The following is a 26,928-nucleotide window of genomic DNA, read 5'->3' on the forward strand; positions in this document are numbered from 1 at the left end:
TACACGGCCAAGACCTGAAGCCGACACTGAGCAGCCGCCGCATCGACCGCCACGCGCGCGCGATGAAGGATTCAGTCTTGCGGGCGCAGGGCCGCTTCGGCGCGCTGCATCATTCGCCGCCATCGCTCGCTTGTCGGCCCGCCCATTAGCAGGAAGTAGCGGACGATCGCGATCGGCAGCCAGGTCTTCATCGCTTGCCTCAGCGTCGCTACCGGCTTGCCGGACAGCCGCGCGTATTCGGATTGCGCGGCCGCATTGACCGCAAGCGGCCGCTGCGGATTGTCGGTGACGTCGAGGGCAAACTCGGTCAGGCTGATGTGAGTGAACCCATGATCGAGGGCCGCAGGCGCGCGGATCGAAAAGGTCCAGTCGATCAGCCGCGGACCGTCCGCCGTCATGATCACGTTTTCAGGGTGGATGTCGCCATGGCACAGCCCGTCCCCCGGCTGCTGCAGGCGGTCGATCAGCGCGAGGATGCCGGAGGCGATGCGCTTGGGCACGATGTCGCCCGAGAGCCTGAAGGCGGTGTCCATCCAGCCGCGCAGATGGAAGGCCTCCTGCGGCGGCGACATCCTGTGAACGGACAGGCCAAGGGACGCAAGGATCGCACCCGCCTGGGCGAACGTCACGGCGCCGCTGCGCGTGACCTGCAGCAGTGTCGGTCCGTCGAGGCGGCCGAGCACGATGCCGAAGCGTCCGTCGAGCGTCACCTCGCCGAACACCTCCGGCGCAGGCACGCCGGCGGCGAAGACTGCCTGAGTCATCCGCGCCTCTTGCTGGCCGAGCCGCAGCGGGAAACCTTCCTTGAACAGTTTTACGACCTGACCTGGCGCCCAGGCGTGGATGTCCGCCGTGCCGCCTTGGTTGATCTTCTCCCCGAGGGATCCCGCATCGCCCGTCCTCCCGCCGGTCGCGACCAAACACCAACGGCGGGCAAAAGAGAACGCTCCCGCGATCTTGGCTGCCCGCCATGATCGTGGCTTGTCCCCGGCCGCAGCGTTTGCCAGAATCGAAAAGCGACGCGTGGTTTGAGACAAGTCCGGTTCTGTGCCCACAGCGACGAAATCCCGCGCTCGTCCAAGTGTCGGCTGTTAAGGGTCGACCGGAAATGGCTGACGTATGGCCAAAACGACGCGACTGGCGAGCAGGCTTTGGAAACTGTGCCCCGGCATCATCAGCATATATTTGGGCACAAGGAGGTGCGATATGGCGACAACAGCTACCCAAGTCGTTCTTGATACGCCGGCGGCGGAGTTTCGGCTTCCGGCCACCGACGGCAAGAATTACGCACTGGACGACGTTGCGGGCGAAAAAGGCACGGTCGTCGTCTTCATCTGCAACCATTGTCCCTATGTTAAAGCAGTGATCGACCGCATGGTTTCGGACGCCCGCGTGCTGATGTCGGAGAGCATAGGCTTTGCGGCGATTTGCTCGAACGATGCGGCGAGCTATCCCGAAGACTCATTTGAGAATATGAAGCGTTTCGCGAAGGCTCATGATTTCCCGTTTCCATACCTCCACGACGAGACCCAGACAGTCGCTCGGGCGTACGGGGCGGTCTGTACGCCGGACTTCTTCGGTTACAATGCCGACCGCAAGCTCAAGTATCGGGGCCGGCTCGACGAAGGCCGCACAACTCCGCCTCGCGCGGGGGCGCCCCGAGAGCTTGTCGAGGCCATGCGCGCGATTGCGACCACCGGTCTGGCGCCGGCTGACCAAAAGGCGTCTATTGGCTGCTCGATCAAATGGAAGGACGAATAAAGCCAAGCCCTGTCAACATGTTTCGTATCTAAGACCGCCGCGTGCGGCAGCATTTGCTGCACATGTGCGATTTGACTAGCGGCATCACGAGGGCCCAGCGGCGGCTGCCGGAGTCGCATTCGCCCCTTCTGCTTCAGGTCTGCTTCCGGGGCAACACGGACATCAACCGGTGAGATAACCGGCTAAGTCGGTCGAAAATGACCCGACTGAGACATTGGCGCGCGGCTTCTGTCCCGCGTTTTGCGTTTAGGACCCCGGCGGCTCTTCGCTCGCCCCGGAAGCCTCGTGGTGGATCGTGACACCCGCCGAACGCAAGCCGGTCAGCAATACAGTTCTTACAGAGGCAGGATCGAATCCAATATCCTTGGCGTTTGGTGGATGTGCCTCGCTGTCCTTCAGTCGGAGCGCCAAGTGCAATTGCTCGCAAAGGTGCTGAACGACGAGATTGACCTGATCGTCAGTCATGATCTGCTTTTCCTGCTGCCATTTTGCTACCCAACTAGGTAGCACACATGAAAATAGGGCGGTACGCGATTGGACCGCCCCAAGGATCAACCCCGCGCGATTGCCCATGTACTTCAGCCCACGCTATGGGGCGAAAACCAGAAGCGGGAGCCGGCGTCAATCACTGGCGATACCCAACGGATCGTGCCGCACGCACGGAGACCTTCGCCCGGCGCTCCGAAGGGGAATAAGGTCTTCGGCTCGATACGGTCGACGATGCGGCGCTGCATGTCCGGTGTTGTGCACTTGTCGGACCTGATAGGCCCGCCTGATGACTCTGTTCTTGAGGGTAAAGCGGACTGCCGAGTTGCGCGCCCGGACTTCCAAATCCCAAGCGGAACCCTGGTAACGTTCCGCCGCAAGTCCTTGACGTTCCCCCAATTCGTGTCCATATGTCCGCCAGTCGACACTTGGCCGAACCGCTGGGCGCTTTGCCTTGCCACTGACAGGCACGCACGTTTCAGACCCTTCTCCAAACATCGATGAAGCGACGAAGGCGCCGATCCCTCGGTGCTTCGATTTTATGTGCACTGTCAGAAGGGGATTTATCTGTGCATCAGACTGCTGTGCTGCGGCCTAACGGGCAAGAGGGCGCTGGCTTGATTCAGCCGCCCGGTGGCGGCGATGACGTCCTTAACGCTCGGCGCTGGCAGCGCATCTTGAGCAACTACAGCACCCCAAGCCGGCTGCGCAGCGTCGCCGAGCTGGCGATCACGGCTTTGCCGCTGGTGCTGTTGTGGACCGCGGCCTGGTACGCGTTTTCCCTTGGCTATGCCTGGGCTTCATTCCTGATCGCGGTTCCGGCTGCCGGCTTTCTGGTGCGCCTGTTCATGATCCAGCACGACTGCGGTCACGGCACCTTTTTTGCCGGCCGTCTGGCGAATGACTGGGTCGGCCGCGTCCTTGGCGTGCTCACCTTCACGCCCTACGATTGCTGGCGCCGCTCGCATGCGATTCATCATGCCACCACCGGCAACCTCGATCGCCGCGGTATCGGCGATCTCGATACGCTGACCGTGCGCGAATACCGGGCGCTTTCCCGGTGGGGCCGTCTGAAATACCGGCTTTACCGCCACCCGCTGATCATGTTCGGGATCGGGCCGGCCTATCTGTTTCTTTTGCAACAGCGGCTTCCGGTCGGCCTGATGCGCAATGGCTGGCAGCCCTGGGTCAGCACGATGGCAACCAATCTTGCGATTGCCGTCATCGTCGCCGTCCTCACGTGGTTTATCGACATCAAGGCGGTCCTGCTGGTGCACCTTCCGATCATGCTGCTCGCCGCCACAACCGGCGTATGGCTGTTCTACGTGCAGCACCAATTTGAGCACACGATGTGGGACCGCAACGAGAGCTGGGACCTGCGTCAAGCCGCCTTGCACGGCAGCTCCCATTACGAACTGCCGGCGCTGCTACGCTGGTTCACCGCAAATATCGGCATTCACCACGTGCATCACCTCAGTAGCCGCATTCCCTATTACCGGCTGCCGCGCGTGCTGCGCGACCACCCTGAACTGCGCGACGTCGGCCGCATCACGCTGCTGCAGAGCTTTCAGTGTGTACGGCTGGTGCTGTGGGACGAGGCGCAGCGCCGCCTGGTGTCGTTCCGGGAAATCTGAGGCCCGGGACCTTCAGGACGTTAGCGCCAAATCTCGCCGCGCCATCGCGGTCGCGGCTTGAAGCGGTGCTGCGATGGACGCCACATGAGCTTGTGGGGCTCACCGATGCATGGGGCGCAATCGGCAATTTCGGACCTCAGCCTTCCTGGGCGGCCAGCTGATTTCTTTTCGGATCGGCTTCAACGGTGATCGGTGCTGCGATCCGTTCCTTCATTTCAGCACAGGTTTTGCGTACCTGCGCCGTCAGCAACGAACAGTTCTCAATGTGGAGGAAGACGCGCTTGGCCTCCTCGCGGTATCGCTCCGCGGTTTCCTTGAGTTCCTCGATCACGACGAGCGTCTCGCGGCTCATGGCCTCACACTGCTTGACGTGCTCGACCAGTTCAACGCCGAGGTCCTCAATGTCTTTTGCCGCAGCTTCGTATTCGCGGACAACGGCTTCCGCCGACAGCTTGCCGATCTCCGTGGCCCCGTCGCGATGCTCGACATAGTCGGGCATCGCGATATCAGGCGCGCGTACCGAAGGCGGCGCGAAATCGCTCGGCTGGGATTCGCGATCCTGCGGCAGCTTTCGAAATTCTTCCTCGATCTCGCGTTCAAGATCGATCGCATCAAAGATCGGCGGTTTGGTTGACTGCGCCATGACAATGCTCCTTGAATGAAATGTGAGCGGGCAGGCAAAATGCGGCTAAAGGGTTAGCTGCTCGGCGGAACCAGGCAATAGAAGCCCTTTGGTAAGCTTATTATTTAAGCTTGATGTCCGCGCTGCGGGTTAATTCTGGAACCGCAAGAACCTCCCGCCGTCGCGGACAGGCTGAGCAACAGCCGTCCGAGCCTGCATAATCTCCACGTCATTCGGAGGAACAGCGATGCAATTGCGGGTTTTTGGGCGCACGGGAATGCAGCTCTCGATGCTGGGCTTCGGCTGCGGCGCGGTGGGCGGATTGATGGTGCGCGGCGACGCTGCCGACCAGGAGCGGACCGTCGCGCGGGCGATCGCTGCCGGCGTCAACTACTTCGACACCGCGGTGCTGTACGGCGATGGCCAATCGGAAGAGAACCTTGGCCGCGTTTTGCAGAAGCTGAAGCCGGCCAATGTGGTCGTCGGCACCAAGGTGCGGTTGTCGCCCGGCGAGACCAGCGGCATTGACGACGCGGTCAGGACATCGCTCGAAGGCAGTCTGGCGCGGCTGCGGCTTGACCGGGTCGACATCCTTCATCTGCACAATCCGATTACCGGGAACGGCGGCGGATCGGCGCTCAGCGTCCGGCAGGTGCTCGACGAATTGGTCCCGGCATTCGAGCGCCTGCGCGGGCAGGGCAAGATTCGTTCCCTCGGGATCACGGCGCTCGGCGACACGGCGGCACTGCATCAGGTGATCGCTGCGCGCGTCTTCGACAGCGCGCAGGTCGTCTACAACATGCTCAATCCATCCGCGGCCTGCGAACTGCCGGCGAGTTATCCGGCGCAGGATTACGGACGGCTGTTCGAACAGACCGAGGCCGCCGGCGTTGGTGTCGTTGGAATCCGCGTGCTGGCCGGCGGCGCATTGTCTGGCTCGGCCGAGCGTCACCCGATCGCGGGGCCGGCGCCTGAGCCGATCGGTTCGGCGATGCGCTACGAGGCCGATGTCGATCGCGCGCGCCGCCTGATGCCGCTGGTCGAGGAGGGCTTCGCCACGAGCCTGACCGAAGCCGCCACGCGGTTTGCGCTGTCTCACCCGGCGATGGGCACCATCCTGGTCGGCATGGCGACGCCGCAACAATTCGAGGACGCACTCACTGCTGCCGAAAAGGGCCCGCTGCCGCAAGCTGCGCTCGACCGGCTGTCGGCATTGAGGCAGGAATTTTCCGGCGAGCCACGATGATCCGTAGGGTGGATTAGTTTTACTGCGTCATGATTTTTCTGCTCGTGCGTGATGCTGCGACGGCGCCGCAACAAGGGCATCGTATGATCGTTTTGCTGAGGGCCCGGCTCAGCCGCACGCGCATGGTTGCGATCGAGTTCGGGACATGACGTTCAGGCCGCAACGGCAGATCCTCTGGGTCGATAATTGTCGGGTAAGGGAGGGACCTGGACTGGCGCGGCGGAACGAGGTCCTGAGGGGGGAATCGTCGCCTGTTCGGCGATGAGGAAGCCGTAGGCCGCGATGCACAGGGTTGCGTGATGATGGAAGCCGCGCCAGCCGCGCCCTTCGTAGTGACCGAGCCCGACCTCCTGCTTGAGCTCCTGATAGTCGCGCTCGATGCGCCAGCGCAGCTTGGCCAGATCGACGAGCTGCGTGAAGCTGACGTTCTCCGGCAGCGTGGAAAGCCAGTATTTGGTTGGCTCTGCTTCGCCCTCCGGCCATTCGATCAACAGCCACTCAGGCGACAGCTTCTCGGGGATCAGTTTGTTGTACCCGACGCGGACACGCACACGCGCGAAGCGCGAGGATAGCTGGTCGGCCGAGCCTTCCCGCCACGTCATCGTGCGCCAAGCCTGCTTCGGTAGACCGAGTGCCACTTTTTTGGCCGAGACCAGTTCGGGCTCGTCGCGGCGGCCGGTGTTGTTCATCGGCTTGTCCATCCGCCGTGGGCCGCTGCCAGGGGCCCACATCAAGATGGTCGGCACGAGGCCGACCACGTAAGGCACGCCCAATTCCATCATGCCTGCACGCAGCCGCGCGTCCCTGCCGTAGGCCGCATCCATCAACGCGACGCCGCGTGGCAGACCGCTCTCGCAGGCCCAGCGGATTTGCTCCAGCGCGATCTGCGGCTTGGTCTTGAACTTGATCTGCTTCGGCACGCCTGCCTTCTTCCGCCGGGCACGATCCTTTGTCCAGACTTCCGCCAGGTACAGCCGATAGGCCACCGGAAGGCTGGCGGCATGATTGGCAATCGACAGCGACACCGCCACCTGGCAATTGGCCTGCTTGCCGAGTTGACCGCAATATTGGTGGTGCACGCCGACTGAATGCTTGCCTTGCTTGGGGAACGAGGTGTCGTCGATGATCCACGCCTCGACTGGTCCGCTCTTCTCGATCGCCGGCAGCACCATCTCGCGCACCTTGGCCAGCACGTCCTCGTCCGACCAGGCCGCGTTGGCGACAAAATGCAGCAACGACTGGTGCTGTGCCGCCGTCCGCGCTGGAGCCGTCCGCGCCGCCATCGGCTCAACGCTCTTGCGTTCCCCAGGCAGCATCAGGCCCGTGCAATAGTCGCGCAGCGGTCTCGTCCGCCCCACCTGACCGATCACGCTTCCAAGACCGGCTACATACTCCGCAAACCGCGTTTCGCTATCTCCACCATGATCGAGATTCATCTGGCCCTCCGCGCGCCAAATATTGAATCTCATCAATTACTTGATTCTCGGCCTTAATGACTGCGACCGTCTGACTCAGTACGATTAGCGCGAGCGTAATCCGCCGCTGCGTCTCAGGCAAAGACGGCGGATTACGCGACGCTAATCCGCCCTACGCGAACGTCGGACCTCAGGGATAACCGGCCCCCGCAATTTCCACATCGACCACGTCGATGCGCGAGGACGATCTGCGCTGCCGGAGTTCTTCGTAGGACGTCGCAGCGCTCAGGCAGAACAGCGTTTTCCGTTCGGGCCCGCCGAGGACGCAGGCGAGGGCGCGGCGGCCGGGGACTTCGATCCGCTGCAACTCGCGCCCGTTGGGATCCATGCGAACGAACGCATCTTCCTCGAAGGCCGCGACCCACACGGCGCCTTGTTGGTCAAGGCAGATGCCATCGGGCGACTTCATGCTGCCGAAGCGGCCGCGAAACTTCAAATCGCCATTCGCCTCGATGTCATAATCGGCGAGGCAGCCGCCATCCATTTCGGCCACGACGAGCCGGCTGTTATCGGCCGAGACCGCGATGCCGTTGGGAAACCGCAGGCCCTCGGCCACGATGCGGGTCGCGCCATCGGGCATCACCAGAACGATGCGGCCGGGTGCGCCGCGATCGGGCGGCGGCGGCATATCAAAACCGAGATCGCCGACATAGGCGCGGCCGAGCCCATCGATGATCATGTCGTCGATCGTGCCTGCGGCGATCCCTGACAGGTCGGCATAAAGCGAAAGCCGGCCGTCCGCATAGGTCATCAGGCGTTTGCGGTACATCGTCAGGATGACCAGCCGTCCGTCCGGCAGCACACCGACGCCGCAAGGCGTATCATCCTCGAATTTCGCATGCTGCTCGCGCTCGCCGGACGGCGAGAGGCTGAGCAGCGTCCGGTCCATGCAGTCGACGAACCAGAGCCGGCCGGCGTGCCAGCGCGGCCCCTCGAAATAGCGTCCGCCATCGAGCACGCATCGCAGCGTCATCGGCTACAGCGCCACCACGATCTTGCCGAGATGCTTGTTGGCTTCCATGTGCTCGAATGCCTTGCCGATCTCGGCGAACGGATAGACCTTGTCGATCGGCAGTTGCAGCTTTCGCGCTTCCACCGCCGGCCAGATGTCGTTCCGGACCTCGTCGAAGATTTCGCGGACTTCCTCGATGGTGCGGGTGCGGAAGGTGACGCCGATATAGTTGATGCGGCGGGCGGCGTGCAGGTCGAAATTGAAATCGGCATGGGTGCCGCCGAGCCGGCCGACATTGACGATGCGGCCCTTGACCTTGGTCGCGGCGAGATTCTGGTTGGCGACCTTGCCGGAAACCTGGTCGACGATCAGGTCGACGCCTTCGCCGCCTGTCGCCTTCAATACCTGATCGACCCAGCCGGGATCGCCGGAATCGATCGAGAGATCGGCGCCGAACTCTTTCAGGCGGCCGCGGCGCATCGCATCGGTAGACGAACCGATCACGAGTTTTGCGCCCTTGAACTTTGCGATCTGCATCGCCATCAAGCCGACGCCGGAGCTGGCGCCCTGGATCAGCACGCTCTGGCCCTTCTGCAGCGCGCCTGATGTGACGACCGCATTGTGCATGGTGGCGAGCGCGACGGGGAGGGTGGCCGCTTCCTCGAAATTCATGTTCGAGGGCGCGCGGAACAGCCGGCCGTGGTCGGCCAGCGTATATTCGGCAAACGCCGCGCCGCCCGAGCCCATGATCTTGTCGCCGACCTTGACGCCTTTTGCATCGGGCCCAAGCTCGGCGACTTCGCCGGCCCATTCCATGCCGAGCACCGTGCCGACGCCGCCGGCCGCGCCGTGCACGTGGCCCTTGGTCATGCCGAGATCGGCGCGGTTGAGGCCGCAGGCACGGACCTTGACCAGCACCTGGGTGCCCTTCGGCGATGGTTTTGCAACGTCGGCAATTTCGGCGCCGTTGGCGCCGTAGACATAGGCTTTCATGGGCTCTTCTCTTTCTTTGGGAACCGCAAGGCCGCTATTCCGCGGCCTGACGCTGCGCGCCCGACATCATGCGCTCGAGCCGGCTCTGGATGATGGCTTCCGCTTCCCGCATGATGCGCGACACCAGCTCGGCGCAGGTCGGGATGTCGTGGATCAGGCCCTGGACCTGGCCGGCCGACCAGATGCCTTCGTCGGCATCGCCGGTCGCGTAGACCATCTTGCCGCGGGCGCCGGCGACGAGTTCGCGTACGTCCTCGAATCTTGCGCCTTCCTTCTCCATTGCCACGACCTTGGTCGAGATCGCGTTCCTGGCGACGCGGGAGGTGTTGCGCATGGTGCGGAAAATCAATTCGGTCTCGCGCTCGTCGTTCGCAACGATGCGCTCCTTCACGAGCTGGTGGATCGGGCTCTCCTTGGTGCACATGAAGCGCGTGCCCATGTTGATGCCCTCGGCGCCGAGCGCGAGTGCCGCGACCAGGCCGCGGCCGTCGCCGAAACCGCCCGAAGCGATCATCGGGATCTTGATCTTGTCGGCAGCGGCCGGGATCAGGATCAGGCCGGGCGTGTCGTCCTCGCCGGGATGGCCGGCGCATTCAAAACCGTCGATCGAGAGCGCATCGACGCCCATCCGCTCGGCCGACAGGCCGTGACGGACGCTGGTGCATTTGTGGATGATCTTGATGCCGTGCTTCTTGAACTCGGTGACGTGTTCCTGCGGCTTGTTGCCTGCGGTCTCCACGATCTTGATGCCGGCCTCGATAATGGCCTGGCGGTACTCGGCGTAGGGCGGCGGCTTGATCGCGGGGAGGATGGTGAGGTTGACGCCGAACGGCTTGTCGGTCATGTCGCGGCAGCGCGCGATTTCGCGTGTGAGATCCTCCGGCGTCGGCTGCGTCAGCGCCGTGATCAGCCCGAGCGCGCCGGCATTGGCAACCGCAGCAACCAGTTCGGCGCGGCCGACCCATTGCATCCCGCCCTGGACGATCGGGTGCTCAACGCCAACGAGTTCGGTGAATCGCGTCTTCATGTCTGCCCTCTGGTTTCCCCGCGCGGGATGCGCCTGCTGTGAGATTTAAGGCAGGATGCCGCCACCCCCTGCAAAAGTCTACCGGGGGCTGGCGGTGGCCAGGGCAACGCCATCATGCAAAAAGCGCGGCTTGTTTCCGCAGTGCGAACAATTCCGCAGGGAGTCCGGCCGGCCCGATCTAGCAGGTAATGTGGAAAAGGCCGATCTTCTTTGCATGCGAGTTGTTGAACGTATGAATCGCCTTGGGGGTCGGCTGCAACAGGACCGTGCAACCCTTTTTCGCGAAATACGTCTCCGCCTCCGGCGACAGGTGGACATTGCCGATCTGGCCCGAACCAAGAATTAGCTGCTCGCATCCGTCCTCATAGATGAACTTCGCTTCGTCTTTCGAGAGGATATGCGAGGTGCCGTAGTACTTCTTCGACAGCTTTTTCTTCCGCCTTGTCACCTCGCCGGAGAGACGAATGATCACGTCGTGTTCATAGGTCTTTCCGTCTATCGTGATGGTGCCGAATGTAGTGCGTTCGATCTCCATGGCCTGATCTCTTCATTCTCGGCACGAGGCCCTGACTCCGCCTCGGCACAAGGCCCGGACTCCGCCGTCCGGCCGGGCATTACTTACGAAGCCACCCCACATGAGACGTTGTTGGGGTTACCACTGCCATCCTATGACGCGCGGTTGAGAAAGATCGGCAGCCCTCGCTTATTGCCGTAGATGGGGCGGCAGCGCTCCGTGTTGTACGTGCTGGCGACGTCCAATTTGCGCGGCCCGAGCTTGGCGTCAGGGATGGGCACGAGGTCGTAGCGCCCCTCCACCAGCGCCGACATGAGGCCGGTCTTGCCATCCAAGATGGCATCGTAGGCCATGTTGCCGAAAGTGAGGGCCACGAGCTTGTCCATGAAGTCCGGATTGCCAGATCGCAGGTCGTAGGTGAGGTCGGACGTGATCGTCTCCTCGCCGACGCGCCGCTTGATCTCGTCGGCGAACGATTCCGCCACGCTCGCCTTCTTGCGATGGCCGTAGGCATCGGGCTCGCCGTATTCCTGCACCTCGTAGCCCTCCCACGCGGCGCCCTCGCTGAGCACGACCAGCGCGTAGTTGCTTGGGTTGGCGCGCTTCTCCTCGACGAGCAACCGGATCAGCTTGTCGAGATCAACCTTGTACTCCGGTATGACGCACCGTATCGAGGTGGCGTACGCGGTGTAGAGCGCGGTAAATCCGGCATCGCGGCCAAAGACGCGGAAGATGCCGATTCGCTCGTGCGAACCGACAGTGGTGCGCTGCCGCTGGATGGCGTCGCTGGCGCGGGTGATCGCGGTCGAGAAGCCGATGCAGTATTCGGTGTTGCGGACGTCGTTGTCCATCGTCTTCGGGATGGCGATGATCTTGACGCCGAGGTCGTTGAGCCTGGCTGCGTAACTGAGCGTGTCGTCGCCGCCGATGGCGATCAGATGTTCGATGCCGAGCCCCGAAAGGTTCGCCAGCACCTGGCCGCTGACGTCCCAGGTCCTGGTTGCGATGCCGCCCTTGGTGCTGAGCGAGGCTGGAAAGTCGTCGCCGACCAGATGATCTGGCAGCTTCTTCATCTTGGACGGATTGGTGCGACTCGAGTGCAGCACGGTGCCGCCGCTCCGGTCTATGGTGCGCGTGTTGTCACGGTTCAGCGGGATGATGTAGTGGGCCCTGCTGGCCGGGTCCTTGAGGTTTACGTGCGTGAGGGCCTCCCAACCACGGCGGAGGCCGACGACCTCGATGTCGTTCTCGCTGCCGCGATATGTCACGCTCTTGATGACTGCGTTGAGACCGGGAACGTCGCCGCCGCCCGTGAGAATGCCGATACGCCTTTTTGCCATACCCACCTCGCAGGCGATTCCTTACTCGGCCGCTTCCGGCTTGCGCTCCTTGCGCACCTGAAAGCGCTTCAGCAGTGAGGACACGGTGTCGCGGAAGCCACCATACTCCAGCTCGGAATAGGGCAGCATCGCGGCGCCGGACCAGCCCTGGCTGCGCATCTCGATGGCCTTGCGCTGGGCGCGCCGGCGGACCTCGTCCCACGCCGGGTTGTCGAAGAAATCGGTAAAGGACTCCGAAAAACGGCCGTCCTTGTCGATCGAAAAGCCAGTGCAGGAAACGATCGGCAGGCAGTACATGCCCGTCACCGGTGTGTTAATTGGCACAGGCATGAGCGGCATCACGTGCGAGCCGCGCGCGTCGCCGCCTACGAAGTGCGCCTTCGCGAACGGCGAGACGATTTCTTCCGGCGCCGGGAAAATCCCTTGGTTCCTGACGATCGCGACCGGATCGTCCTTGCCGGTGTACTTGCCTGCGATCGCGTGAAGACGCTGCGCCGAAACGGCGACGGCGATCTCGCCATGGGTCCGGGAAACGATGCGATCAATGCCAAAGCGCTCGTTGTCGCGGAGCAGCGCGGCAATGTGGTAGCCATCCGCCGGCGCGTCGAGTTCGATCACGCTGTCGCCGGTCGTGTTGTCCATGTCGATGACATGGAAACGGAATCCCTTGATCATCGGGGGCAGCATCAGCCCGGCGCAATACATGGGATCGGCGAAGGCGAGGTAGAGTGGCAGGTTGTAGGCGCCGGGGCCGCATTTGTCGGCGGCGAACACCATGAAGGATTCCGCAGGTCTCGTGCCCGAGAGGCTGTGGTCGAAGCTGAGCTCGGCGACGCCCGGGCCGGCGCCGCGGACGTTTCCGGACGGTGCGTCGACGAGAAGGTCCTGGCCGGCGCCGTAGAGCCCGGAGGTTTTCGCGACCGAGGTGGCCGCGAGGAACGCCTTCCAGGCAAGTTGATGCACCTCGGAACTCCCTTCGCCCCGTGTGTGCGTCATGATGATCGCAATGTCGTCGCCGGTGTGGCAGACGAAACCGTCTATCAGCAGGCCATCGCAGATCGCCTTCGCGACCCCGCCCTCGACAGCCGCCATCATGCGTGTAGACGGTTTCGTGTGGCCACCAACGGAGCCTATGTCAGCCTTGATGACGGAAAGGGTGAGTCTCATGAGCGTTCCCTCCGACCAGCGCAGCGCAGCGCCTCGGCGTCTGCGCTTGCTGCGCCGGGGCGACGGCGCTGCTCATTCACGAAAAAGAACGTCTGAGGTTCCGTTAGGTTCCACAAATGCCCCTCTCGAAAAGCTCGGGCTGATCCGGTAGCCGGGATCATCGATTGCAATGGGCTGTTGCTTGCTTGATCCGTGCTGAAGACTTCACGGTAAACTGAGACCCACCACAGGGCGATTGTTGCTAATCTAGGCAACGCAAGTTCTGCGTGTGTGCGGTCCAAGCGTATGCCAAAGGGACCAAAAAAGTTTTTCATCTTCACCGGGCGTGGTTGGCTGATTGCGCTGGCTGTCGCGGTGGGGTTGGCGCTGGGCATGGCCGGACCTACCTCGGCGCAGTTTTTTGATTTCGGCGGATATCAGCAGCGGCCGCAACCACAACGCGGCGGGTGGTTCGGCAACGACCAACGCGGTGGTAGCTGGCTTGGTAACGATCAACGCGGCGGCGGCTGGTTTGGTAACGACACTTATGCGCCGTACCAGCAGCAGTACCCGCCGCCTCGGCATGGGCGGCAAGCGCCCCCGGCGGTGCGCGAGGATTTTTCAAAGGCGCCGCCGCCCGAGAAGCGCAACACTGTACCCGAGCGCCACATCCTTGTACTTGGTGACTCCATGGCGGACTGGCTCGCCTATGGGCTTGAGGAGGTCTATGCCGATCAGCCTGAGATGGGTGTGATCCGCAAGCACAAGACAGCTTCCGGCCTGATCAAGTATCAGCCGAAGGGCAATCCAGCCGATTGGGCTGCCGCCGCCAAGGGCATTCTCGCCGCCGAAAAAGCGGACGCCATTGTCATCATGCTCGGGCTTGACGACCGCGTCGCAATCCGCGAGCCGGCAGCCGAAAAATCGCAGAATAAATCGGAGGACAAGAAAGACGCCGACAAGAAAGACGCGAAGGCCAAACCGGATGGCAAGCCTTCGGGCGAAAAACCCGCGGCGAAGCCGGATGGTGCAATCAAGGAGGCGGATCCCGAGTTGCAGCCAGACGATGCCGCCGATAGCAATGGCGCGCGGCCGGTCACCGAACCGGAAAAGAGCGCGGGCTCGCCGAGCGGCCTCCATGAGTTTCGCGAGAAACGCTGGGTGGAGCTCTACAGAGATAAGATCGACGAGATGATCGGCGTACTCAAGTCCAGGGGTGTGCCGGTGCTGTGGGTGGGTCTGCCGGCGGTACGAGGCACCAAGGCGACCGCCGACACGGCGTTTCTGGACACGCTCTATCGCGATGCGGCCGGGAAGGCCGGCATCACCTATGTCGATGTCTGGGACGGATTTGTCGATGAAGCCGGGCGCTTTTCACAGCAAGGCCCCGATTTCGAAGGGCAGATCCGTCGGCTGCGCTCCGCCGATGGCGTGTACTTCACCAGGGCCGGCGCGCTCAAGCTCGCGCATTATGCCGAGCGCGAAATCAACCGGCTGCTGGCTGCACGTTCTGGCCCGATTGTGCTGCCCACCGAACCGGCAACGCCCGACGCCAGTGCGCGGCCGGATCAGCCGGCGCCGCGTCCGCTGGCCGGGCCGATCGTTCCCTTGGGGCCCGCTTCTGTCGGCACGGATCAATTACTCGGCGCTCCCGGGTCACGGCCGGTGGCGATCGATGCGCAAGCAGCCCGGGTCTTGATCACAGGTGAGCCCTTGTCGGCACCGGCCGGTCGCGCCGACGATTTTGCCTGGCCGCGACGCGAAATTGGACGCGAAGGGGCCAAGGGTGAGACGCCAGTGGCGTCAACGTCAACATCGCTCGATGCCAATGCGCGAGCGCCGGCGGCGTCGCTAAAGCCGAAAAAGCATCGCCGCTAGCGGATTGAATCTGACGCTTGGCACCCGTCCAGACCGTTACACCATCCTTTGGACCGCTCTTGGCCCTGCCGAAGGCTTCATTATGCGGATCTGAGGCGCAACCGGATGTGTCCCGGTATGCTGCCGCTATGAGTTCACTCAGCGCAGCGGCGTTCACTTGCTGCCCCCCCAGCGCAGCTTCACGCGCCGCATGCGTTTTGCCGGCGTTCGTCGGAGCAGAGTGGAACCATTTGGACGCTCGACCGGCCAGATGTGGCACAATGACAACACTGACATGAAATCGCGTGACTGATGCCGTAATAGCTCTGACCTGACCTTGGTTCCGCCCCGATTGGATTGCGACCTTTGCGTGTCGAATTCGGTAGGCGGAGGACGATATGTTTTCCATCGGCTGTGCCAGAACTTCGCACGTCGACATCAAAGCTAGCCTCGTTTGCATTGGTACGACCTTGGGCGCGGGCTCTGGTATTAGCAGGGTCGTGCAACGGCTAGCCGTTGTTCTGGGTGCGGCTTCGCTTGCGGCTTGCGCACAATCTCATGTTGCCACCAATCAATCCGAAATAGTCGCGCCAAGTCGCCAAGCGTACCGGCAATACCATCGAACTGTATCGGTCGCGCCGACCAGGCGCGTGGCGGTCGCAAGAAGGCATACTCCGTTCGCGTCGAACAAAAAGGCCGCCGAGACACAGGTCGCATCGCATGGCATGGCCAGCTTCTACACGGAGGGAACCAAGACCGCGTCTGGCGAGAAGTTCAATACGCACGAATTAACGGCCGCCCATCCCACATTGCCATTCGGCACCCGGTTGCGCGTAACGAACGTCGCCAGCGGGCAGTCCGTGACGGTCCGCGTTAATGACCGCGGTCCGTACGTCCGCGGACGCGTTGTTGACGTTTCCCACGCTGCGGCCGAAACTCTGGGAATGGTTGGAGGCGGTGTCGCAAAGGTCAAACTTGACGTCGTCCAATAGCTGGCACGGCCGACATGGACGTGACGATCGGAAGACGACTTCCGGTGAACGAGCTAGTACGGCCATGTGTTGATCAAGACGGCATCGAGTGTGGGTCAGTCGAGACGCGGTGCTAGTCTGACGCCTCCTTAGGGATGTATTCCGACGGGAAAGGAGTTCCAATGAATTCCACAACAGCCCCGAAAGCAGTTGAACCCGACGAGGTCCTGGTCGCGCGTGCGGATGAACGGCTCGTGCACGCCTATGATCAGATCGCGCGCGCGGATGAACAGCTCGCGCGGTTAAATGAACAGCTTTCCAAGCTGGAGCAGGATGCCGCGCACCACCCTTCGGCTGTCGTTGGCTACCGGCCGCCGCGCGGCAGGCAGGCGCTACGCGGCTTCGTCGGCTTGCTATTGGCCGTGTGCATCTTTGCCGGCGCTTTCGTTTCGCAGTCCTCCTATGGCGAGGCGGCCAAGTTGGTTGTCGCCCGGTGGGCGCCACAGTTCATCCCGACTTCGTCGCCCTGGATGGAAAACCCGGGGGGGCCCGCGCAGCCGGAACCATCTGGCGTTCAGCTTGCCACGGCAACCCCGCTACTTCCGCAACCAACATCTTCGGCCCAGACCGCCTCGCAAGACGCCGCGCCGCCGGCCGTCCCGACATTGGCCGAACTGGCGCAGCTCCTCCAGACGATGGCGCGCGATCTCGCAAACGTGGAGCAGGGGATCGAGGAGCTCAAGGCGAGCCGGGAACAAACGGCTCGCGAAAGCGCGAAGGTCACCGAGGAGCTCAAGGCGAGTCAGGAGCAAATGACGCGCCTTATCGCCAGGGTTTCCGAACAGAACAAGGCTCCCGAGCAGAACCTGCGACCCAGGACATCGGGGCTTCCGCCACGGCCGATGGCCACCCAAAAGCCTGTGCCGGCGCGTCAGTCGCCGCAAGCCGGAGCGCGGCCGCAGGCCCCAACGCAGTTGCAGCCCGACGACCAGTAATTGTCCGAAGGTTCGCTCTTCGCACTTTTCGAAAATGGGGCGGCGTCGGCTTTGAGTCCGTAATGTGCACCAAATGCGGACATCGGCCGACCAGGCCGAACTGACGGGTTCGTACTGGTCATTGGCTGAACGGGCATTGCGACCCAACACATTGCTGCTTGGTTTTCGTCCGGGGTGCTGCGCAGATGCATCCAGGGACTTGTATCCAGGGACTTGGCATCCAGGGACTTGCCGATTTTTAGCGCCATGATTGATCCCCGCAAAGTCGATATCTACTCAGCCGAGCACAAGCGTGACCCGTTTCCGTTCTATGCGTTCCTTCGCAGCGAGGCGCCGGTCTTCGAAGTTGGCGTACCCGTCCTGAAGCGGGCGTGGCTGATGACGCGTTACGATGACGTGGTGTTGTGCCTCCAGGATAGCGACAGGTTCGTCAAGAACCCGCGCAATGCTGGCTTGCGCTCGCCCAAGTCCATGCCGTGGTGGACGCCGGCGAGCCTCAGGACGCTCTCCGAGAATATGCTGGACCTCGACGATCCCGCACATCGAAGGCTGCGGGCCCTCATCAACAAGGCATTTAGCCGTGCACGCATCGACCAGTTACGAAACCGCACCGAAGTCCTCGCTGAGGATCTCGTCGATCGAATGCGCGCCAAGTCGACGCCCGACCTTATCGAGGATTTCGCGCTTCCGCTTCCATTGACCGTGATCTCGGAGTTGCTGGGTCTGCCTGAAGAGGCCCGGACGCGCTTTCGGAAGTGGACCAATGTTTTTCTCGGCGCGCGATCGGAATTTCGCATGGCGCTCTCGCTGCCTTCGATCTTTGCGTTAATGCGATATTTGCGGCGCCTCGTTGCCACGCGCCGGCGCAGCCCGGAGGATGATCTCATCTCCGGGCTGATCGCTGTAGAAGAGGGGGGCGACCGCCTGAGCGAGAGCGAGCTCATCGCCATGCTGGTGCTCCTGATCATCGCCGGCCACGAGACGACGGTGAACCTGATCGGATCCGGAATGCTGGCGTTGATGGAGAATCAGCATGAGAAGGAGCGCCTCCTTGGAGATTTTTCGCTCCTTGGGTCTGCGGTCGAAGAGTTGTTGCGCTTCACGGCACCCGTTGAGACCGCAACGGAGCGATATGCGGCCCGGGACGTCGACCTGCACAGCACTACGATCAGGCGCGGCGATGTCATTTTCCCCGTCGTTGCCTCCGCCAACCGGGATGCGAAAAAATTCGCGGAGCCCGATCGGCTGGACGTAACCCGCAAGCCCAATCCGCATCTTGCGTTTGGAGATGGCGTTCACTTTTGCGTCGGCTCGCACCTGGCGAAGATGGAAGCCGAGATCGCGTTTGGTTGCCTGCTGAGACGCGTACCTGCGTTGAGGCTCGCCTGTCCTGTTCACGACCTGCAGTGGCGCGCCGCACCGGTCGTTCGTGGCCTCAAATCATTGCCGGTCATCACGTAGTCGTTGTTGCACCGGAAGACCCCGCCGGCATTCACCGCTAGCTGGGAACCCACACGGTTGCTCAACAGCGGACAAAATTCGAACTGACGACATCCGGGTCAGCGGCGTTTGGGTGCTCGAAGTGCGTATAGTCTTTGGTAGATCATCGACTCCGGTATCCAATCAAGCAAGATGTGTCCAAGTGGCAGCTTGATCAGGCCAGCGATAATTCTGGATGAAGGCGGATACCAATAAACCGACAGGTTATAAAATTTAAGGGGAGTAAACCCCAAAGTCGTAAACTCGTGCATCAATCGCTTGTGACTGAAGTGTCTTCGGTAGTCCACAATTGGACCCGAGAGCAAAAGTACTTTGTCGGGGTGTTCTTTGGCAACTTTCTCCAAGAACGCTCCCTGCTCTTGAAAGGACAGATAGTAGACGCATTCGAGGGCCGCGATCACGTCGTAACCCTCGAATGACGCTTGTAAAAAATCAGCGCATTCAAATCTGGCATTTGGCAGGTTCAGCGATTTGGCGCGAGCAATCGCTACATCGCTTATGTCGATGCCAACCACGGATCGTGCTTTGCCAAAAACTGCGTGGGTCAAGTGGCCTTCGCCACAACCGAGCTCAAGAACGGATTTATTCCGGATGAATCGCTTCAGACATCGGCGCAGGACCTTATCCCTGAATCGCGCGTGGGAAATATGCCAGGGGTCAGGGGCCGCGTAATAGAGATTGAAATCTGTAGCCGTTCGCATCGCCGGTTTCCGCTGCGCGCTTGGTTAGAAAACAAGAGTTCTTTGCGATCTCCCAAAACTGATTGTCTGTGCCGCGCAGGCGCAATTCCGGCGCTTCGAGATATTCCTTTGGGGGCAACGCCTATTGCATTTTCACCCTTTCGCGCCATCGCGCTTCAAAACTGTCAGGACCTTCCAGTGCCTGGGCTTGCGCGTCTAATGGATCGCCAGGCTTCTCTGTGACAACGCTTTGAACTTCTCTGTTGGAAACGGGTTGCGCGAATGCCCCCTTGGGCCATTCGAGCAACGATTTCGAAAGCATGGGCTTGCCTTCGTACCAGCACTTTCGTCCATCGATAAGACGATAGGACCACCAACGCCCGTGCGGATTTGATGGCGCTGCGGCGCTGCATTGTTGTTTGGCCTGCGCGTTTGGTGTCGCACCTGGTAAGAGCGTAGCAATCCAGGCGGCCAGGGCGATTGCTGGCAGTTTCCTCATTTGCGCACTGAGAGATTGCTCTGTTGCTGCAAGCGGCTTACAGCAACAACCAAACCGGGGCGCTCGAGAACTTCCACCAGCCTGTCGAGGATACGCTCATTGTTCTGCGGCCGGGGCCGAAGGTATTCTTCCAGTATGAGTTGCGCTTCGTTAATCGCCTGAAGAGCCAATTGTTGATCAGTCATCTCTTCTTCCCCATTAAAGAAATGCCGTCCAGCCAGGAAAAAGAAGCAAGAAATCAAGCCGCCTTTTGGGAGATATCCCCGCCTTTCTTGGCTTATCCGATCAATTTTTATTTCAATGGATCGGCTCCCGACACCCGATTCCGCGGCGCTTCCTGGTTCCACACGCTTCCGGAAGATGAAGTCGTCGGCGTCCTCAGCGGAAACGCAGGGCTTTCCGATTGCCGTCCGGCCTGGCAAAAATCTACCGGGCAGGGGTGGTGGTCCGATGCGGTCTCGAATTGGCCTGTGGGGCTGTCAATGATCGATCGCGTTTTCGAGCGAAGCGGACGCCGCTTCGCCTAAAGAAAACGCGTCGAAACAGGAGACTGGAGCCCCTTCTGATTCAATCAGAACCGATCAGGCTCTATGTCACTGGGATTGGAGCAATTTGCGGCGCGCCGGATCCGTCCGCCACGATGCTCTCATTCAGTTTGTGATTGACGGTCTGGACCGTACGGTCGATTTCGGCATTGGGTACGCCAAGCTGATGCGAAATCAGCTTCACCAGCAGGTCGACGCGCTCGATGGAAGGTGCGCCACCAGCGACCGCCCGGGCCGCTGACGAGGGCTTGAGAAGGCTTTCCGCCGCCTTGGCGTATTTCTCGAAAGGCACCTGATCCGTGGGATCGGCGCCCAGACGCTGGGCGATAGCATCGACATGGTCATAGATCGACTGCGAGAGATTGATATCGCCGTGCACCGCGTCGCGGATCGATTGCGGCTCCTGCAGCGTGATGCAGCGGTAATTCCCCGTCAACAGCATCGACCATTTCGCCAGAGGGACGAACATCGAATCGAACACTTTGAGCTTCACCGGCACGTCCTGGCCATCCAGCTTCACCGCATCGATGTCGGCTTCCAGCTCCCGAAGCAGCAAGTTATGTTTCTCATCCGCAAATGACGCCGCCTTGAAGTTTGTCGGCAGGCCGACGTGAAGGACATTCGCCGCCTCTTCCGGCGGACGGAAGGCCTGCGGATCAGGGGAGCAGAGCGACACCAGGCCCGGCTCGAACCGTTCCCATACAGCGGCGTCGGTATAGGCCTCCTCCAGATCCATTTTCGCGAGGGCCGGGATCCGTTTGAGATAGGGCAGGGGCGGCATGTTCATGATCGAAAGGCAAGGCAGCTTCGCCTCAGCGATTTTGATCATCAGAACCTGGATCGCATGGTTGGTGTATTGCGGCTCCTGCATCGCAAGACCAACCAGATCATAGCGGGAAGGATCGACGTCGGCGGGCTCCACCGCGTCCAAAATTCCAGGCAGGTCGCGCGAGAAGATCGGCCGGTGGGCCGCCTCGTCGCGCAGCTTGATGCGAACTTCGGTGCCGTCGCGATTGATGAGTTTTGCCGTCTGCTTCCGGCAAACCAGGGTCACGTTGTGACCCGCCATCAAAAGCTTTGTCGCCAGCAATGAGCCATACGACGCTCCAAGGATCAGAATATTACGCGCCATGCGCCCTCCCACAGATAATGCTTTCCGGCGCGCCACTACTCCGGCGCAGATTTGCAAGCGCCTGCTTTGCGACAGGAGTTAAACCGAGCTTTGCGGTGCGATGCCGGCTTCCCTGGGAGTGCAACCCAAAGAATGCCGGCGGAGATCGAAGCGACCTGTCAAGCCGACGCGGCCAGCTTGTAGGGCGTTGCTTCGTCGTCAAACGCGTTCGAGATATCGCGAATGCTGATGACGCCGATCAGGCTGTAATTGTCGATCACAGGCACGTGGCGGATGTGATGCTTGCTCATGAGGTGACGGACATGCTCGAGCGTATCCGTCGATGTGCAGGAGACGAGCTGCTGCACCGAAATGAATTGCGAAACGCGCATATTCACGCCGGCTGCGCCGTGTTCGGCAATCGCGCGGACCACGTCGCGCTCGGTAAACATGCCGACGGCCGTGTTGCCCTCGGTGCGCACCACATCCTTCACCACAAGCGCGCTGATATTACTGGAGCGCATCAGTTGCGCGGCAATGGCCACCGTCTCGTTCATGCGGACCGTTGCGACACGGGCGGCTTTCTTGCGCAGGATATCTCCGACTTGCATGGCAACCTCCTCGGGGTGAATTATTGCGTCAAGTCTGGTATACATAATGCCAATTGTCAACACGCCCAGTAGTGGAAATCTTTCGCCGGGATGAAGATAAATAGGCAGTATTACTGACATTCTTGAAGCGTTTGCATTCCAAGCGGAGCAGGAGCGGACGTCCTTAGAGTGGTCAAAAATCGCTCAGGTATACCAGATGGCGTCGAGGCAAAAGAAAACGCGCCCATTCCCGAAGGATGAGCGCGCTTCTTTCGAACAACCGATCCGGCTTGGATCAGGTGGCAATCTGCGATTTGGCCACCACCACCTTGCGCCACGGCTTGAGCAGCGCGATCGCCAGCAGCGAGGCCAGGATATTCGCACCGGCCGCGATGATGAACACGTTGTCCCAATTGCCCGAAGACTGCTGCATGTAGTTCGCCACCGGCACCAGCAGCGCCGCCGTACCCTTGGCGGTGTAGAGCAGGCCGGCATTGGTGGTCGCGAACTTCGCGCCGAAGGTGTCGGTGCAGGTCGAAGGGAACAGGGAGTAGATCTCGCCCCAGGCAAAGAACACGAAGCCCGACAGCAGCACGAACCACACCGGATCGTGGCCCAGCATGTAGAGGCCCCAGATGCCGATGCCCTCCATGCCAAACGCGATGAACATGGTGTTCTCGCGGCCGATCATGTCGGAGATCCAGCCGAAGAAGGGACGGGTCAGGCCGTTGAGGACGCGATCGATGGTGGCGGCGAACGTCACTGCCGTCATCGTCACCGCCATCAGCGTGACCGGTACACTGTCAACCTTCCAGTCGACCGCGATCGGCTTGAGGTTGGCGGTGACCATCAATCCGCCGGCGCCGACGATCACGAACATGAAATACATCAGCCAGAAGATCGGCTGACGGATCACCTCGGTCGGCTGATAATTGCGCCGGCTCTGGATCACGTTGGCGTTCTGCGTCACCGCAGGCACCTGTCCGGCTTTCGGCGAGAACATCAGGAAGGCGAGGATCACGATGATGATGCCCTGGCCGAGACCGAAATAGAGGAAGGTGGTCTGGAAGCCGGAGTCCTTGATCATCGCCTGGATCGGCGCCACCGTCAGCGCCGAGCCCGCGCCGAATCCGGCGGCGGTGATACCGGCAGCAAGGCCGCGCTTGTCGGGAAACCATTTCAGCGCGTTGCCGACGCAGGTGCCGTACACGCCACCGGCGCCGATGCCTGCGATGATCATGCCGAGATAGTAGCCGTTGAGCGAAGTCGCCTGCGCGTTGATCGCCCATCCGACGGCGCAGAGGATACCGCCGACGAGGACGACGATGCGCGGGCCGTATTTATCGACGAACCAGCCTTCGACCGGCACCAGCCAGGTCTCGAACAGCACGAAGAGCGTAAATGCCCACTGGATCGACGCGCGATCCCATCCGAATTTCTTCTGGATGTCGGGGACGAAGAAAGTCCAACCATATTGGTAGTTGGCGATCATCACCATCGCGAGAACGCCGATGGCCAATTGCGTCCAGCGGTAGGTGTCGCTGACCCGGGCCGCCACAGGGGCTGCCGCTCCTTGCACTGTGTCCGTCATCTTCCCTCCATAGGCTGTTCTATCGATACCCGACAGCTCAAGGGAGGAGTTTGGTATATGTTATGCCAGTAGACAAGAGAAATCTTGGCCGACCCACGCAATTCGTTGCCGTGCAGGAAATGCTGCAAACGCGAAAGAGGGCCGTGCTGTGATAGCACGGCCCTCTGACTACGACAGAAAGATGTTTGATTTTATGGCGATAGTGTCCCGCTTGCGCTTACGCGGTGGCGCCGCGCAAGCGCGTGTAGCCCTGCTGGATCACCGACCAGAACAGTGCAATCAATCCCAGGACCATGATCGTGCTGACCAGCGTGTTGGAGAAGAAGATGCCGAGCGAGCCCTGGGATCCCAGCAACGACTGCCGGAATGCCTCTTCCGCCTTGTCGCCGAGCACGATCGCCAGCACCAACGGGGCGAGCGGATAATTGGACTTCTTCAAGAGGTAACCGAGCACGCCGAACACCAGCATCAGCATCACGTCGAACGTAGAGCTATGGACCGAATAGGCGCCGATCGCGCACAGCACCAGGATCAGCGGCGCGATGATGCTGAAGGGAACGCGCAGGATGGCCGCGAAAACCGGCACGCAGGTCAACACCACGAGCAGGCCGACGACATTGCCGAGATACATCGATGCAATCAGGCCCCAGACGAATTCCTTTTGTTCGACGAACAGCATCGGCCCGGGCTGCAGACCCCAGATCAGGAGACCGCCGAGCAACACGGCAGCGGTCGGCGAACCCGGCACGCCGAGGGAAAGCATCGGCAGCAACGCCGCGGTGCCGGCGGCGTGTGCCGCGGTCTCCGGCGCGACCACGCCTTCGATTTCGCCCTTGCCGAAATTGCTGCCGTTCTTCGCCACCCGCTTGGCGATGCCGTAACTCATGAACGAGGCGGGTGTCGCGCCGGCCGGCGTGACCCCCATCCAGCAGCCGATCAAGCATGAACGTAGCGAGGTCATCCAGTAGGCCGGCAACTCCTTCCAGGTCTGCAGCACCACCCGCAAATTGATCTTGGCGGAGCCGCCGCGGAAGTTGAGCCCTTCCTCCATCGTCAGCAGGATCTCGCCGATGCCGAACAGTCCGATGACGGCGATCAGGAAGTCGAACCCGTTGAGCAATTCCGTAAAGCCGAACGTCAGCCGCAACTGCCCGGTGATGGAGTCGAGGCCGACGGCGGCCAGCGCAAATCCGATCATCATGGCCGCGATGGTCTTGAACGGCGGCTCCTTGCTCAAGCCGACGAAGCTGCAGAATGCCAGAAAATAGACCGCAAATTTTTCCGCCGGTCCGAACTGCAGGGCAAAGCTTGCGACCAGCGGTGCGACCAGGGTGATCATGGCGACCGCAAACAGCGCGCCGACGAACGACGAGGTGAACGCCGCCGTCAATGCCTCGCCGGCCTTGCCCTTCTGTGCCATCGGGTAGCCGTCGAACGTCGTCGCGACCGACCATGGCTCGCCGGGTATGTTGAACAGGATCGAGGTGATCGCTCCGCCGAACAATGCGCCCCAGTAGATGCAGGACAGCATGATGATGGCCGATGTCGGCGACATGCTGAACGTCAGCGGCAGCAGGATGGCCACGCCATTGGCGCCGCCCAATCCCGGCAGCACGCCGATCACGACGCCGAGCACGATGCCGACGACCATCACCATGATGTTGAAGGGCTGCAACGCGACCGCAAAGCCGTGAAACAGATTGACGAGTTCTTCCATCCCCGTGATCCTGACCTTGCGACGAAGTTACAGACCGAGCCACTCTTCGACCGGCCCCTTGGGAAGCGGGACCAGAAACCAGCGCTCGAAAATGAAATAGGTGACAATGGGCATGCCAAGCGCGACGGCCAGCACGGTCAGCCAAGGGTACTTGCCGAGCCACCGCATGAACCATCCGATGAAGATGATCGAGGCGAGGTACAGCCCGGTGAACGGCATGGCGCCGACATAGATCGCGGTCGGAATGACGACGCTCATGACCTGGCGAAGCTGTCCCCATTCGGCGAACAGCCCGTCATTGTCTTCGCGCAGTCCGTTCCAGAGATTTATCGCGCTGGAAGCGAGGATGAAGATTCCGATGTAGAATGGAAAGAAGCCGGCGCGCGGGCCTTCCGCGCCCCAGTTGATGCCGGCCTTCACGCTGCCGATGATCACGATCACGCCGAAGAGGGCGATCAGCAACGTGATCCCTGCCTCCACCAGCTTGTGGGTGGGGCCGGTCTTGCTCGAGCTGCCTGTTGTCATCAAAACTCCGTGCGAGGCCGGGCCTGCGGTGCCTTAAGGCCCGGCGTCCATGCTGCGATCCCGGTTGCGGTCAACCAGTCGATCAGTTTCCTGCGGCCGCGAGGAAACCGGCATCCTTCATCAGGACCTGGTGACGCTTTTCCTCGACCTCGACCCACTTGGCATAGTCAGCTCCGGTCAGGAAGGTCGTGTTGAAAGCGCCGCTCTTCATGAAGTCCTGCCATTCGGGCGTGGCGCGGACCTTCTTGAACAGCTCGATGTAGTATTCGACCTGGTCCTTGGTCGCCCTTGGCGTCATGAAGATGCCACGCAGCATCAGATATTCCATGTCGAGACCCTGCGACTTACAGGTCGGAATGTCTTTCCAGCTTTTGCCGTCCGCGATCTGCTCGTCATAGCCCATCGGCTGTGCATCGAACACGCAAAGCGGACGCAGCTTGCCGCCGCGCCATTGCGCAACAGCCTCGATCGGGTTGTTGACGGTGGAATCGACGTGGTTGCCGACGAGCTGGACGGCGACTTCGCCACCGCCTTTGTAGGGAATGTAGGTGAACTTGCCACCGGTGGCCTTCTCGACCGCGACCGTGATGATCTGGTCTTCCTGCTTCGAGCCGGTGCCGCCCATCTTCATGGAGCCCGCAGGGGCGGCCTTCACCGCATCGACGTACTCTTTCGCTGTCTTGTAGGGCTTGTCGGCGTTCACCCAGAGCACGAACTCATCGAGCGCAAGCATCGCTACCGGCGTGAGATCCTTCCAGTTAAACGGGATGCCGGTGGCGAGAGGGGTGGTGAAGAGGTTGGAGAGCGTGATGATGATCTTGTGCGGGTTGCCGCCCGATGTCTTGAGGTCGAGAAAGCCTTCGCCGCCGGCGCCGCCCGACTTGTTGATGACGACCAATGGCTGCTTCATCAGACCATGCTTGGTGACGATGCCCTGGATCGTCCGCGCCATCTGATCGGCACCGCCGCCGGTGCCGGCAGGAACGATGAATTCGACGGGCCGAACCGGCTCCCAGGCAGCGATTGCAGGAACAGAGAATCCAGCCGCGCATAACGCGGCAAATGTCCCCAACGCAGTACGTGCAGCATGCTTCATGTAATTCACTCCCATCCAATTGTTGTTGTGCCGGTCTGTTGCCGGCTTAGTCATT

The 26,928-nt window shown here is 61.4% G+C and carries 26 protein-coding genes; 8 read left to right on the forward strand and 18 right to left on the reverse strand.

Annotated features, from left to right (window positions below):
- Window positions 1-71 precede the first annotated feature (71 nt).
- Window positions 72-920, reverse strand: coding sequence for a phosphotransferase (locus tag V1288_RS23095; protein ID WP_334359227.1), 849 nt, complete (start codon window positions 918-920; stop codon window positions 72-74).
- Between the two features lie 286 nt (window positions 921-1,206).
- On the opposite strand from V1288_RS23095, the gene V1288_RS23100 reads away from it, so the two are divergent.
- Complete coding sequence (locus tag V1288_RS23100; protein ID WP_334361378.1) at window positions 1,207-1,761, forward strand: thioredoxin family protein; 555 nt, start codon at window positions 1,207-1,209, stop codon at window positions 1,759-1,761.
- Window positions 1,762-2,007: 246 nt separating this feature from the next.
- Here V1288_RS23100 and V1288_RS23105 read toward each other — a convergent pair whose 3' ends face one another.
- Window positions 2,008-2,226: a hypothetical protein gene (locus tag V1288_RS23105; RefSeq protein ID WP_334359228.1), complete on the reverse strand. Its 219-nt coding sequence runs from the start codon at window positions 2,224-2,226 to the stop codon at window positions 2,008-2,010.
- Window positions 2,227-2,747: 521 nt separating this feature from the next.
- On the opposite strand from V1288_RS23105, the gene V1288_RS23110 reads away from it, so the two are divergent.
- Window positions 2,748-3,881 carry a fatty acid desaturase gene (locus tag V1288_RS23110; RefSeq protein ID WP_334359229.1) on the forward strand — a complete coding sequence of 378 codons (1,134 nt, stop codon included), beginning with the start codon at window positions 2,748-2,750 and terminating at the stop codon, window positions 3,879-3,881.
- A 136-nt stretch (window positions 3,882-4,017) separates the two neighbouring features.
- On the opposite strand, the gene V1288_RS23115 is transcribed toward V1288_RS23110, so the two are convergent.
- Window positions 4,018-4,524, reverse strand: a complete 507-nt coding sequence (locus V1288_RS23115) for a hypothetical protein (RefSeq protein WP_334359230.1) — start codon at window positions 4,522-4,524, stop codon at window positions 4,018-4,020.
- A 226-nt stretch (window positions 4,525-4,750) separates the two neighbouring features.
- Between V1288_RS23115 and V1288_RS23120 the strand changes: the two genes are divergently transcribed.
- A complete protein-coding gene (locus V1288_RS23120) occupies window positions 4,751-5,749 on the forward strand; it encodes an aldo/keto reductase (RefSeq protein ID WP_334359231.1) in 999 nt (332 codons plus the stop codon).
- A 152-nt stretch (window positions 5,750-5,901) separates the two neighbouring features.
- On the opposite strand, the gene V1288_RS23125 is transcribed toward V1288_RS23120, so the two are convergent.
- From V1288_RS23125 to V1288_RS23155, 7 genes are all read right to left on the reverse strand, one after another.
- On the reverse strand, window positions 5,902-7,185 hold the full coding sequence (locus tag V1288_RS23125) for an IS701 family transposase (RefSeq protein WP_334359232.1): 1,284 nt from the start codon (window positions 7,183-7,185) through the stop codon (window positions 5,902-5,904).
- A gap of 169 nt (window positions 7,186-7,354) precedes the next feature.
- Window positions 7,355-8,197: an SMP-30/gluconolactonase/LRE family protein gene (locus tag V1288_RS23130; protein WP_334359233.1), complete on the reverse strand. Its 843-nt coding sequence runs from the start codon at window positions 8,195-8,197 to the stop codon at window positions 7,355-7,357.
- Window positions 8,198-8,200: 3 nt separating this feature from the next.
- Window positions 8,201-9,169 (reverse strand): zinc-binding dehydrogenase, encoded by a 969-nt coding sequence (locus tag V1288_RS23135; protein WP_334359234.1) that lies wholly within the window; start codon window positions 9,167-9,169, stop codon window positions 8,201-8,203.
- A gap of 34 nt (window positions 9,170-9,203) precedes the next feature.
- Window positions 9,204-10,196: an NAD(P)H-dependent flavin oxidoreductase gene (locus V1288_RS23140; RefSeq protein ID WP_334359235.1), complete on the reverse strand. Its 993-nt coding sequence runs from the start codon at window positions 10,194-10,196 to the stop codon at window positions 9,204-9,206.
- Between the two features lie 178 nt (window positions 10,197-10,374).
- Window positions 10,375-10,731, reverse strand: coding sequence for an Mth938-like domain-containing protein (locus V1288_RS23145; protein WP_334359236.1), 357 nt, complete (start codon window positions 10,729-10,731; stop codon window positions 10,375-10,377).
- Window positions 10,732-10,862: 131 nt separating this feature from the next.
- Window positions 10,863-12,050, reverse strand: coding sequence for a 6-phosphofructokinase (locus V1288_RS23150; protein ID WP_334359237.1), 1,188 nt, complete (start codon window positions 12,048-12,050; stop codon window positions 10,863-10,865).
- 21 nt (window positions 12,051-12,071) lie between these two features.
- Window positions 12,072-13,217 (reverse strand): fructose-1,6-bisphosphatase, encoded by a 1,146-nt coding sequence (locus V1288_RS23155; protein ID WP_334359238.1) that lies wholly within the window; start codon window positions 13,215-13,217, stop codon window positions 12,072-12,074.
- A gap of 285 nt (window positions 13,218-13,502) precedes the next feature.
- Here V1288_RS23155 and V1288_RS23160 point away from each other — a divergent pair, with 285 nt between their 5' ends.
- From V1288_RS23160 to V1288_RS23175, 4 genes are all read left to right on the forward strand, one after another.
- Window positions 13,503-15,074, forward strand: coding sequence for an SGNH/GDSL hydrolase family protein (locus V1288_RS23160; RefSeq protein WP_334359239.1), 1,572 nt, complete (start codon window positions 13,503-13,505; stop codon window positions 15,072-15,074).
- A gap of 377 nt (window positions 15,075-15,451) precedes the next feature.
- Window positions 15,452-16,045 carry a septal ring lytic transglycosylase RlpA family protein gene (locus V1288_RS34125; protein ID WP_442893978.1) on the forward strand — a complete coding sequence of 198 codons (594 nt, stop codon included), beginning with the start codon at window positions 15,452-15,454 and terminating at the stop codon, window positions 16,043-16,045.
- Between the two features lie 134 nt (window positions 16,046-16,179).
- Complete coding sequence (locus V1288_RS23170) at window positions 16,180-17,019, forward strand: hypothetical protein (protein WP_334359240.1); 840 nt, start codon at window positions 16,180-16,182, stop codon at window positions 17,017-17,019.
- 246 nt (window positions 17,020-17,265) lie between these two features.
- Window positions 17,266-18,480 carry a cytochrome P450 family protein gene (locus V1288_RS23175; protein WP_334359241.1) on the forward strand — a complete coding sequence of 405 codons (1,215 nt, stop codon included), beginning with the start codon at window positions 17,266-17,268 and terminating at the stop codon, window positions 18,478-18,480.
- A gap of 98 nt (window positions 18,481-18,578) precedes the next feature.
- On the opposite strand, the gene V1288_RS23180 is transcribed toward V1288_RS23175, so the two are convergent.
- Complete coding sequence (locus tag V1288_RS23180) at window positions 18,579-19,220, reverse strand: class I SAM-dependent methyltransferase (RefSeq protein WP_334359242.1); 642 nt, start codon at window positions 19,218-19,220, stop codon at window positions 18,579-18,581.
- A gap of 121 nt (window positions 19,221-19,341) precedes the next feature.
- The gene (locus V1288_RS23185; RefSeq protein WP_334359243.1) at window positions 19,342-19,698 is read right to left on the reverse strand and encodes a hypothetical protein; all 357 of its coding nucleotides are present in this window, start codon (window positions 19,696-19,698) and stop codon (window positions 19,342-19,344) included.
- Between the two features lie 23 nt (window positions 19,699-19,721).
- On the opposite strand from V1288_RS23185, the gene V1288_RS23190 reads away from it, so the two are divergent.
- Entirely contained in the window at window positions 19,722-20,225 is a 504-nt protein-coding gene (locus tag V1288_RS23190) for a hypothetical protein (protein ID WP_334359244.1), read from the forward strand.
- A 61-nt stretch (window positions 20,226-20,286) separates the two neighbouring features.
- Here the strand turns inward: V1288_RS23190 and V1288_RS23195 are convergent, their stop codons facing one another.
- From V1288_RS23195 to V1288_RS23220, 6 genes are all read right to left on the reverse strand, one after another.
- A complete protein-coding gene (locus V1288_RS23195) occupies window positions 20,287-21,375 on the reverse strand; it encodes a ketopantoate reductase family protein (protein WP_334359245.1) in 1,089 nt (362 codons plus the stop codon).
- A gap of 158 nt (window positions 21,376-21,533) precedes the next feature.
- Window positions 21,534-21,965, reverse strand: coding sequence for a CBS domain-containing protein (locus V1288_RS23200; RefSeq protein WP_334359246.1), 432 nt, complete (start codon window positions 21,963-21,965; stop codon window positions 21,534-21,536).
- Window positions 21,966-22,239: 274 nt separating this feature from the next.
- Window positions 22,240-23,535: an oxalate/formate MFS antiporter gene (oxlT, locus tag V1288_RS23205; RefSeq protein WP_334359247.1), complete on the reverse strand. Its 1,296-nt coding sequence runs from the start codon at window positions 23,533-23,535 to the stop codon at window positions 22,240-22,242.
- A 217-nt stretch (window positions 23,536-23,752) separates the two neighbouring features.
- Window positions 23,753-25,252, reverse strand: coding sequence for a tripartite tricarboxylate transporter permease (locus V1288_RS23210; RefSeq protein ID WP_334359248.1), 1,500 nt, complete (start codon window positions 25,250-25,252; stop codon window positions 23,753-23,755).
- Between the two features lie 27 nt (window positions 25,253-25,279).
- Entirely contained in the window at window positions 25,280-25,777 is a 498-nt protein-coding gene (locus tag V1288_RS23215; RefSeq protein WP_334359249.1) for a tripartite tricarboxylate transporter TctB family protein, read from the reverse strand.
- A gap of 82 nt (window positions 25,778-25,859) precedes the next feature.
- Window positions 25,860-26,873, reverse strand: a complete 1,014-nt coding sequence (locus V1288_RS23220) for a Bug family tripartite tricarboxylate transporter substrate binding protein (protein ID WP_334359250.1) — start codon at window positions 26,871-26,873, stop codon at window positions 25,860-25,862.
- Window positions 26,874-26,928: the final 55 nt, after the last annotated feature.

Source organism: Bradyrhizobium sp. AZCC 2176 (genome assembly GCF_036924645.1).
Taxonomy (GTDB): Bacteria; Pseudomonadota; Alphaproteobacteria; order Rhizobiales; family Xanthobacteraceae; genus Bradyrhizobium.

Bases quoted from the DNA above. Each gene is read 5' to 3' on its own strand.
- V1288_RS23100 (WP_334361378.1), top strand. From the start codon at position 1,207: ATGGCGACAACAGCTACCCAAGTCGTTCTTGATACGCCGGCGGCGGAG.
- V1288_RS23105 (WP_334359228.1), bottom strand. From the start codon at position 2,226: ATGACTGACGATCAGGTCAATCTCGTCGTTCAGCACCTTTGCGAGCAA.
- V1288_RS23110 (WP_334359229.1), top strand. From the start codon at position 2,748: ATGAAGCGACGAAGGCGCCGATCCCTCGGTGCTTCGATTTTATGTGCA.
- V1288_RS23115 (WP_334359230.1), bottom strand. From the start codon at position 4,524: ATGGCGCAGTCAACCAAACCGCCGATCTTTGATGCGATCGATCTTGAA.
- V1288_RS23120 (WP_334359231.1), top strand. From the start codon at position 4,751: ATGCAATTGCGGGTTTTTGGGCGCACGGGAATGCAGCTCTCGATGCTG.
- V1288_RS23125 (WP_334359232.1), bottom strand. From the start codon at position 7,185: ATGAATCTCGATCATGGTGGAGATAGCGAAACGCGGTTTGCGGAGTAT.
- V1288_RS23130 (WP_334359233.1), bottom strand. From the start codon at position 8,197: ATGACGCTGCGATGCGTGCTCGATGGCGGACGCTATTTCGAGGGGCCG.
- V1288_RS23135 (WP_334359234.1), bottom strand. From the start codon at position 9,169: ATGAAAGCCTATGTCTACGGCGCCAACGGCGCCGAAATTGCCGACGTT.
- V1288_RS23140 (WP_334359235.1), bottom strand. From the start codon at position 10,196: ATGAAGACGCGATTCACCGAACTCGTTGGCGTTGAGCACCCGATCGTC.
- V1288_RS23145 (WP_334359236.1), bottom strand. From the start codon at position 10,731: ATGGAGATCGAACGCACTACATTCGGCACCATCACGATAGACGGAAAG.
- V1288_RS23150 (WP_334359237.1), bottom strand. From the start codon at position 12,050: ATGGCAAAAAGGCGTATCGGCATTCTCACGGGCGGCGGCGACGTTCCC.
- V1288_RS23155 (WP_334359238.1), bottom strand. From the start codon at position 13,217: ATGAGACTCACCCTTTCCGTCATCAAGGCTGACATAGGCTCCGTTGGT.
- V1288_RS23160 (WP_334359239.1), top strand. From the start codon at position 13,503: ATGCCAAAGGGACCAAAAAAGTTTTTCATCTTCACCGGGCGTGGTTGG.
- V1288_RS34125 (WP_442893978.1), top strand. From the start codon at position 15,452: ATGTTTTCCATCGGCTGTGCCAGAACTTCGCACGTCGACATCAAAGCT.
- V1288_RS23170 (WP_334359240.1), top strand. From the start codon at position 16,180: ATGTATTCCGACGGGAAAGGAGTTCCAATGAATTCCACAACAGCCCCG.
- V1288_RS23175 (WP_334359241.1), top strand. From the start codon at position 17,266: ATGATTGATCCCCGCAAAGTCGATATCTACTCAGCCGAGCACAAGCGT.
- V1288_RS23180 (WP_334359242.1), bottom strand. From the start codon at position 19,220: ATGCGAACGGCTACAGATTTCAATCTCTATTACGCGGCCCCTGACCCC.
- V1288_RS23185 (WP_334359243.1), bottom strand. From the start codon at position 19,698: ATGAGGAAACTGCCAGCAATCGCCCTGGCCGCCTGGATTGCTACGCTC.
- V1288_RS23195 (WP_334359245.1), bottom strand. From the start codon at position 21,375: ATGGCGCGTAATATTCTGATCCTTGGAGCGTCGTATGGCTCATTGCTG.
- V1288_RS23200 (WP_334359246.1), bottom strand. From the start codon at position 21,965: ATGCAAGTCGGAGATATCCTGCGCAAGAAAGCCGCCCGTGTCGCAACG.
- oxlT (WP_334359247.1), bottom strand. From the start codon at position 23,535: ATGACGGACACAGTGCAAGGAGCGGCAGCCCCTGTGGCGGCCCGGGTC.
- V1288_RS23210 (WP_334359248.1), bottom strand. From the start codon at position 25,252: ATGGAAGAACTCGTCAATCTGTTTCACGGCTTTGCGGTCGCGTTGCAG.
- V1288_RS23215 (WP_334359249.1), bottom strand. From the start codon at position 25,777: ATGACAACAGGCAGCTCGAGCAAGACCGGCCCCACCCACAAGCTGGTG.
- V1288_RS23220 (WP_334359250.1), bottom strand. From the start codon at position 26,873: ATGAAGCATGCTGCACGTACTGCGTTGGGGACATTTGCCGCGTTATGC.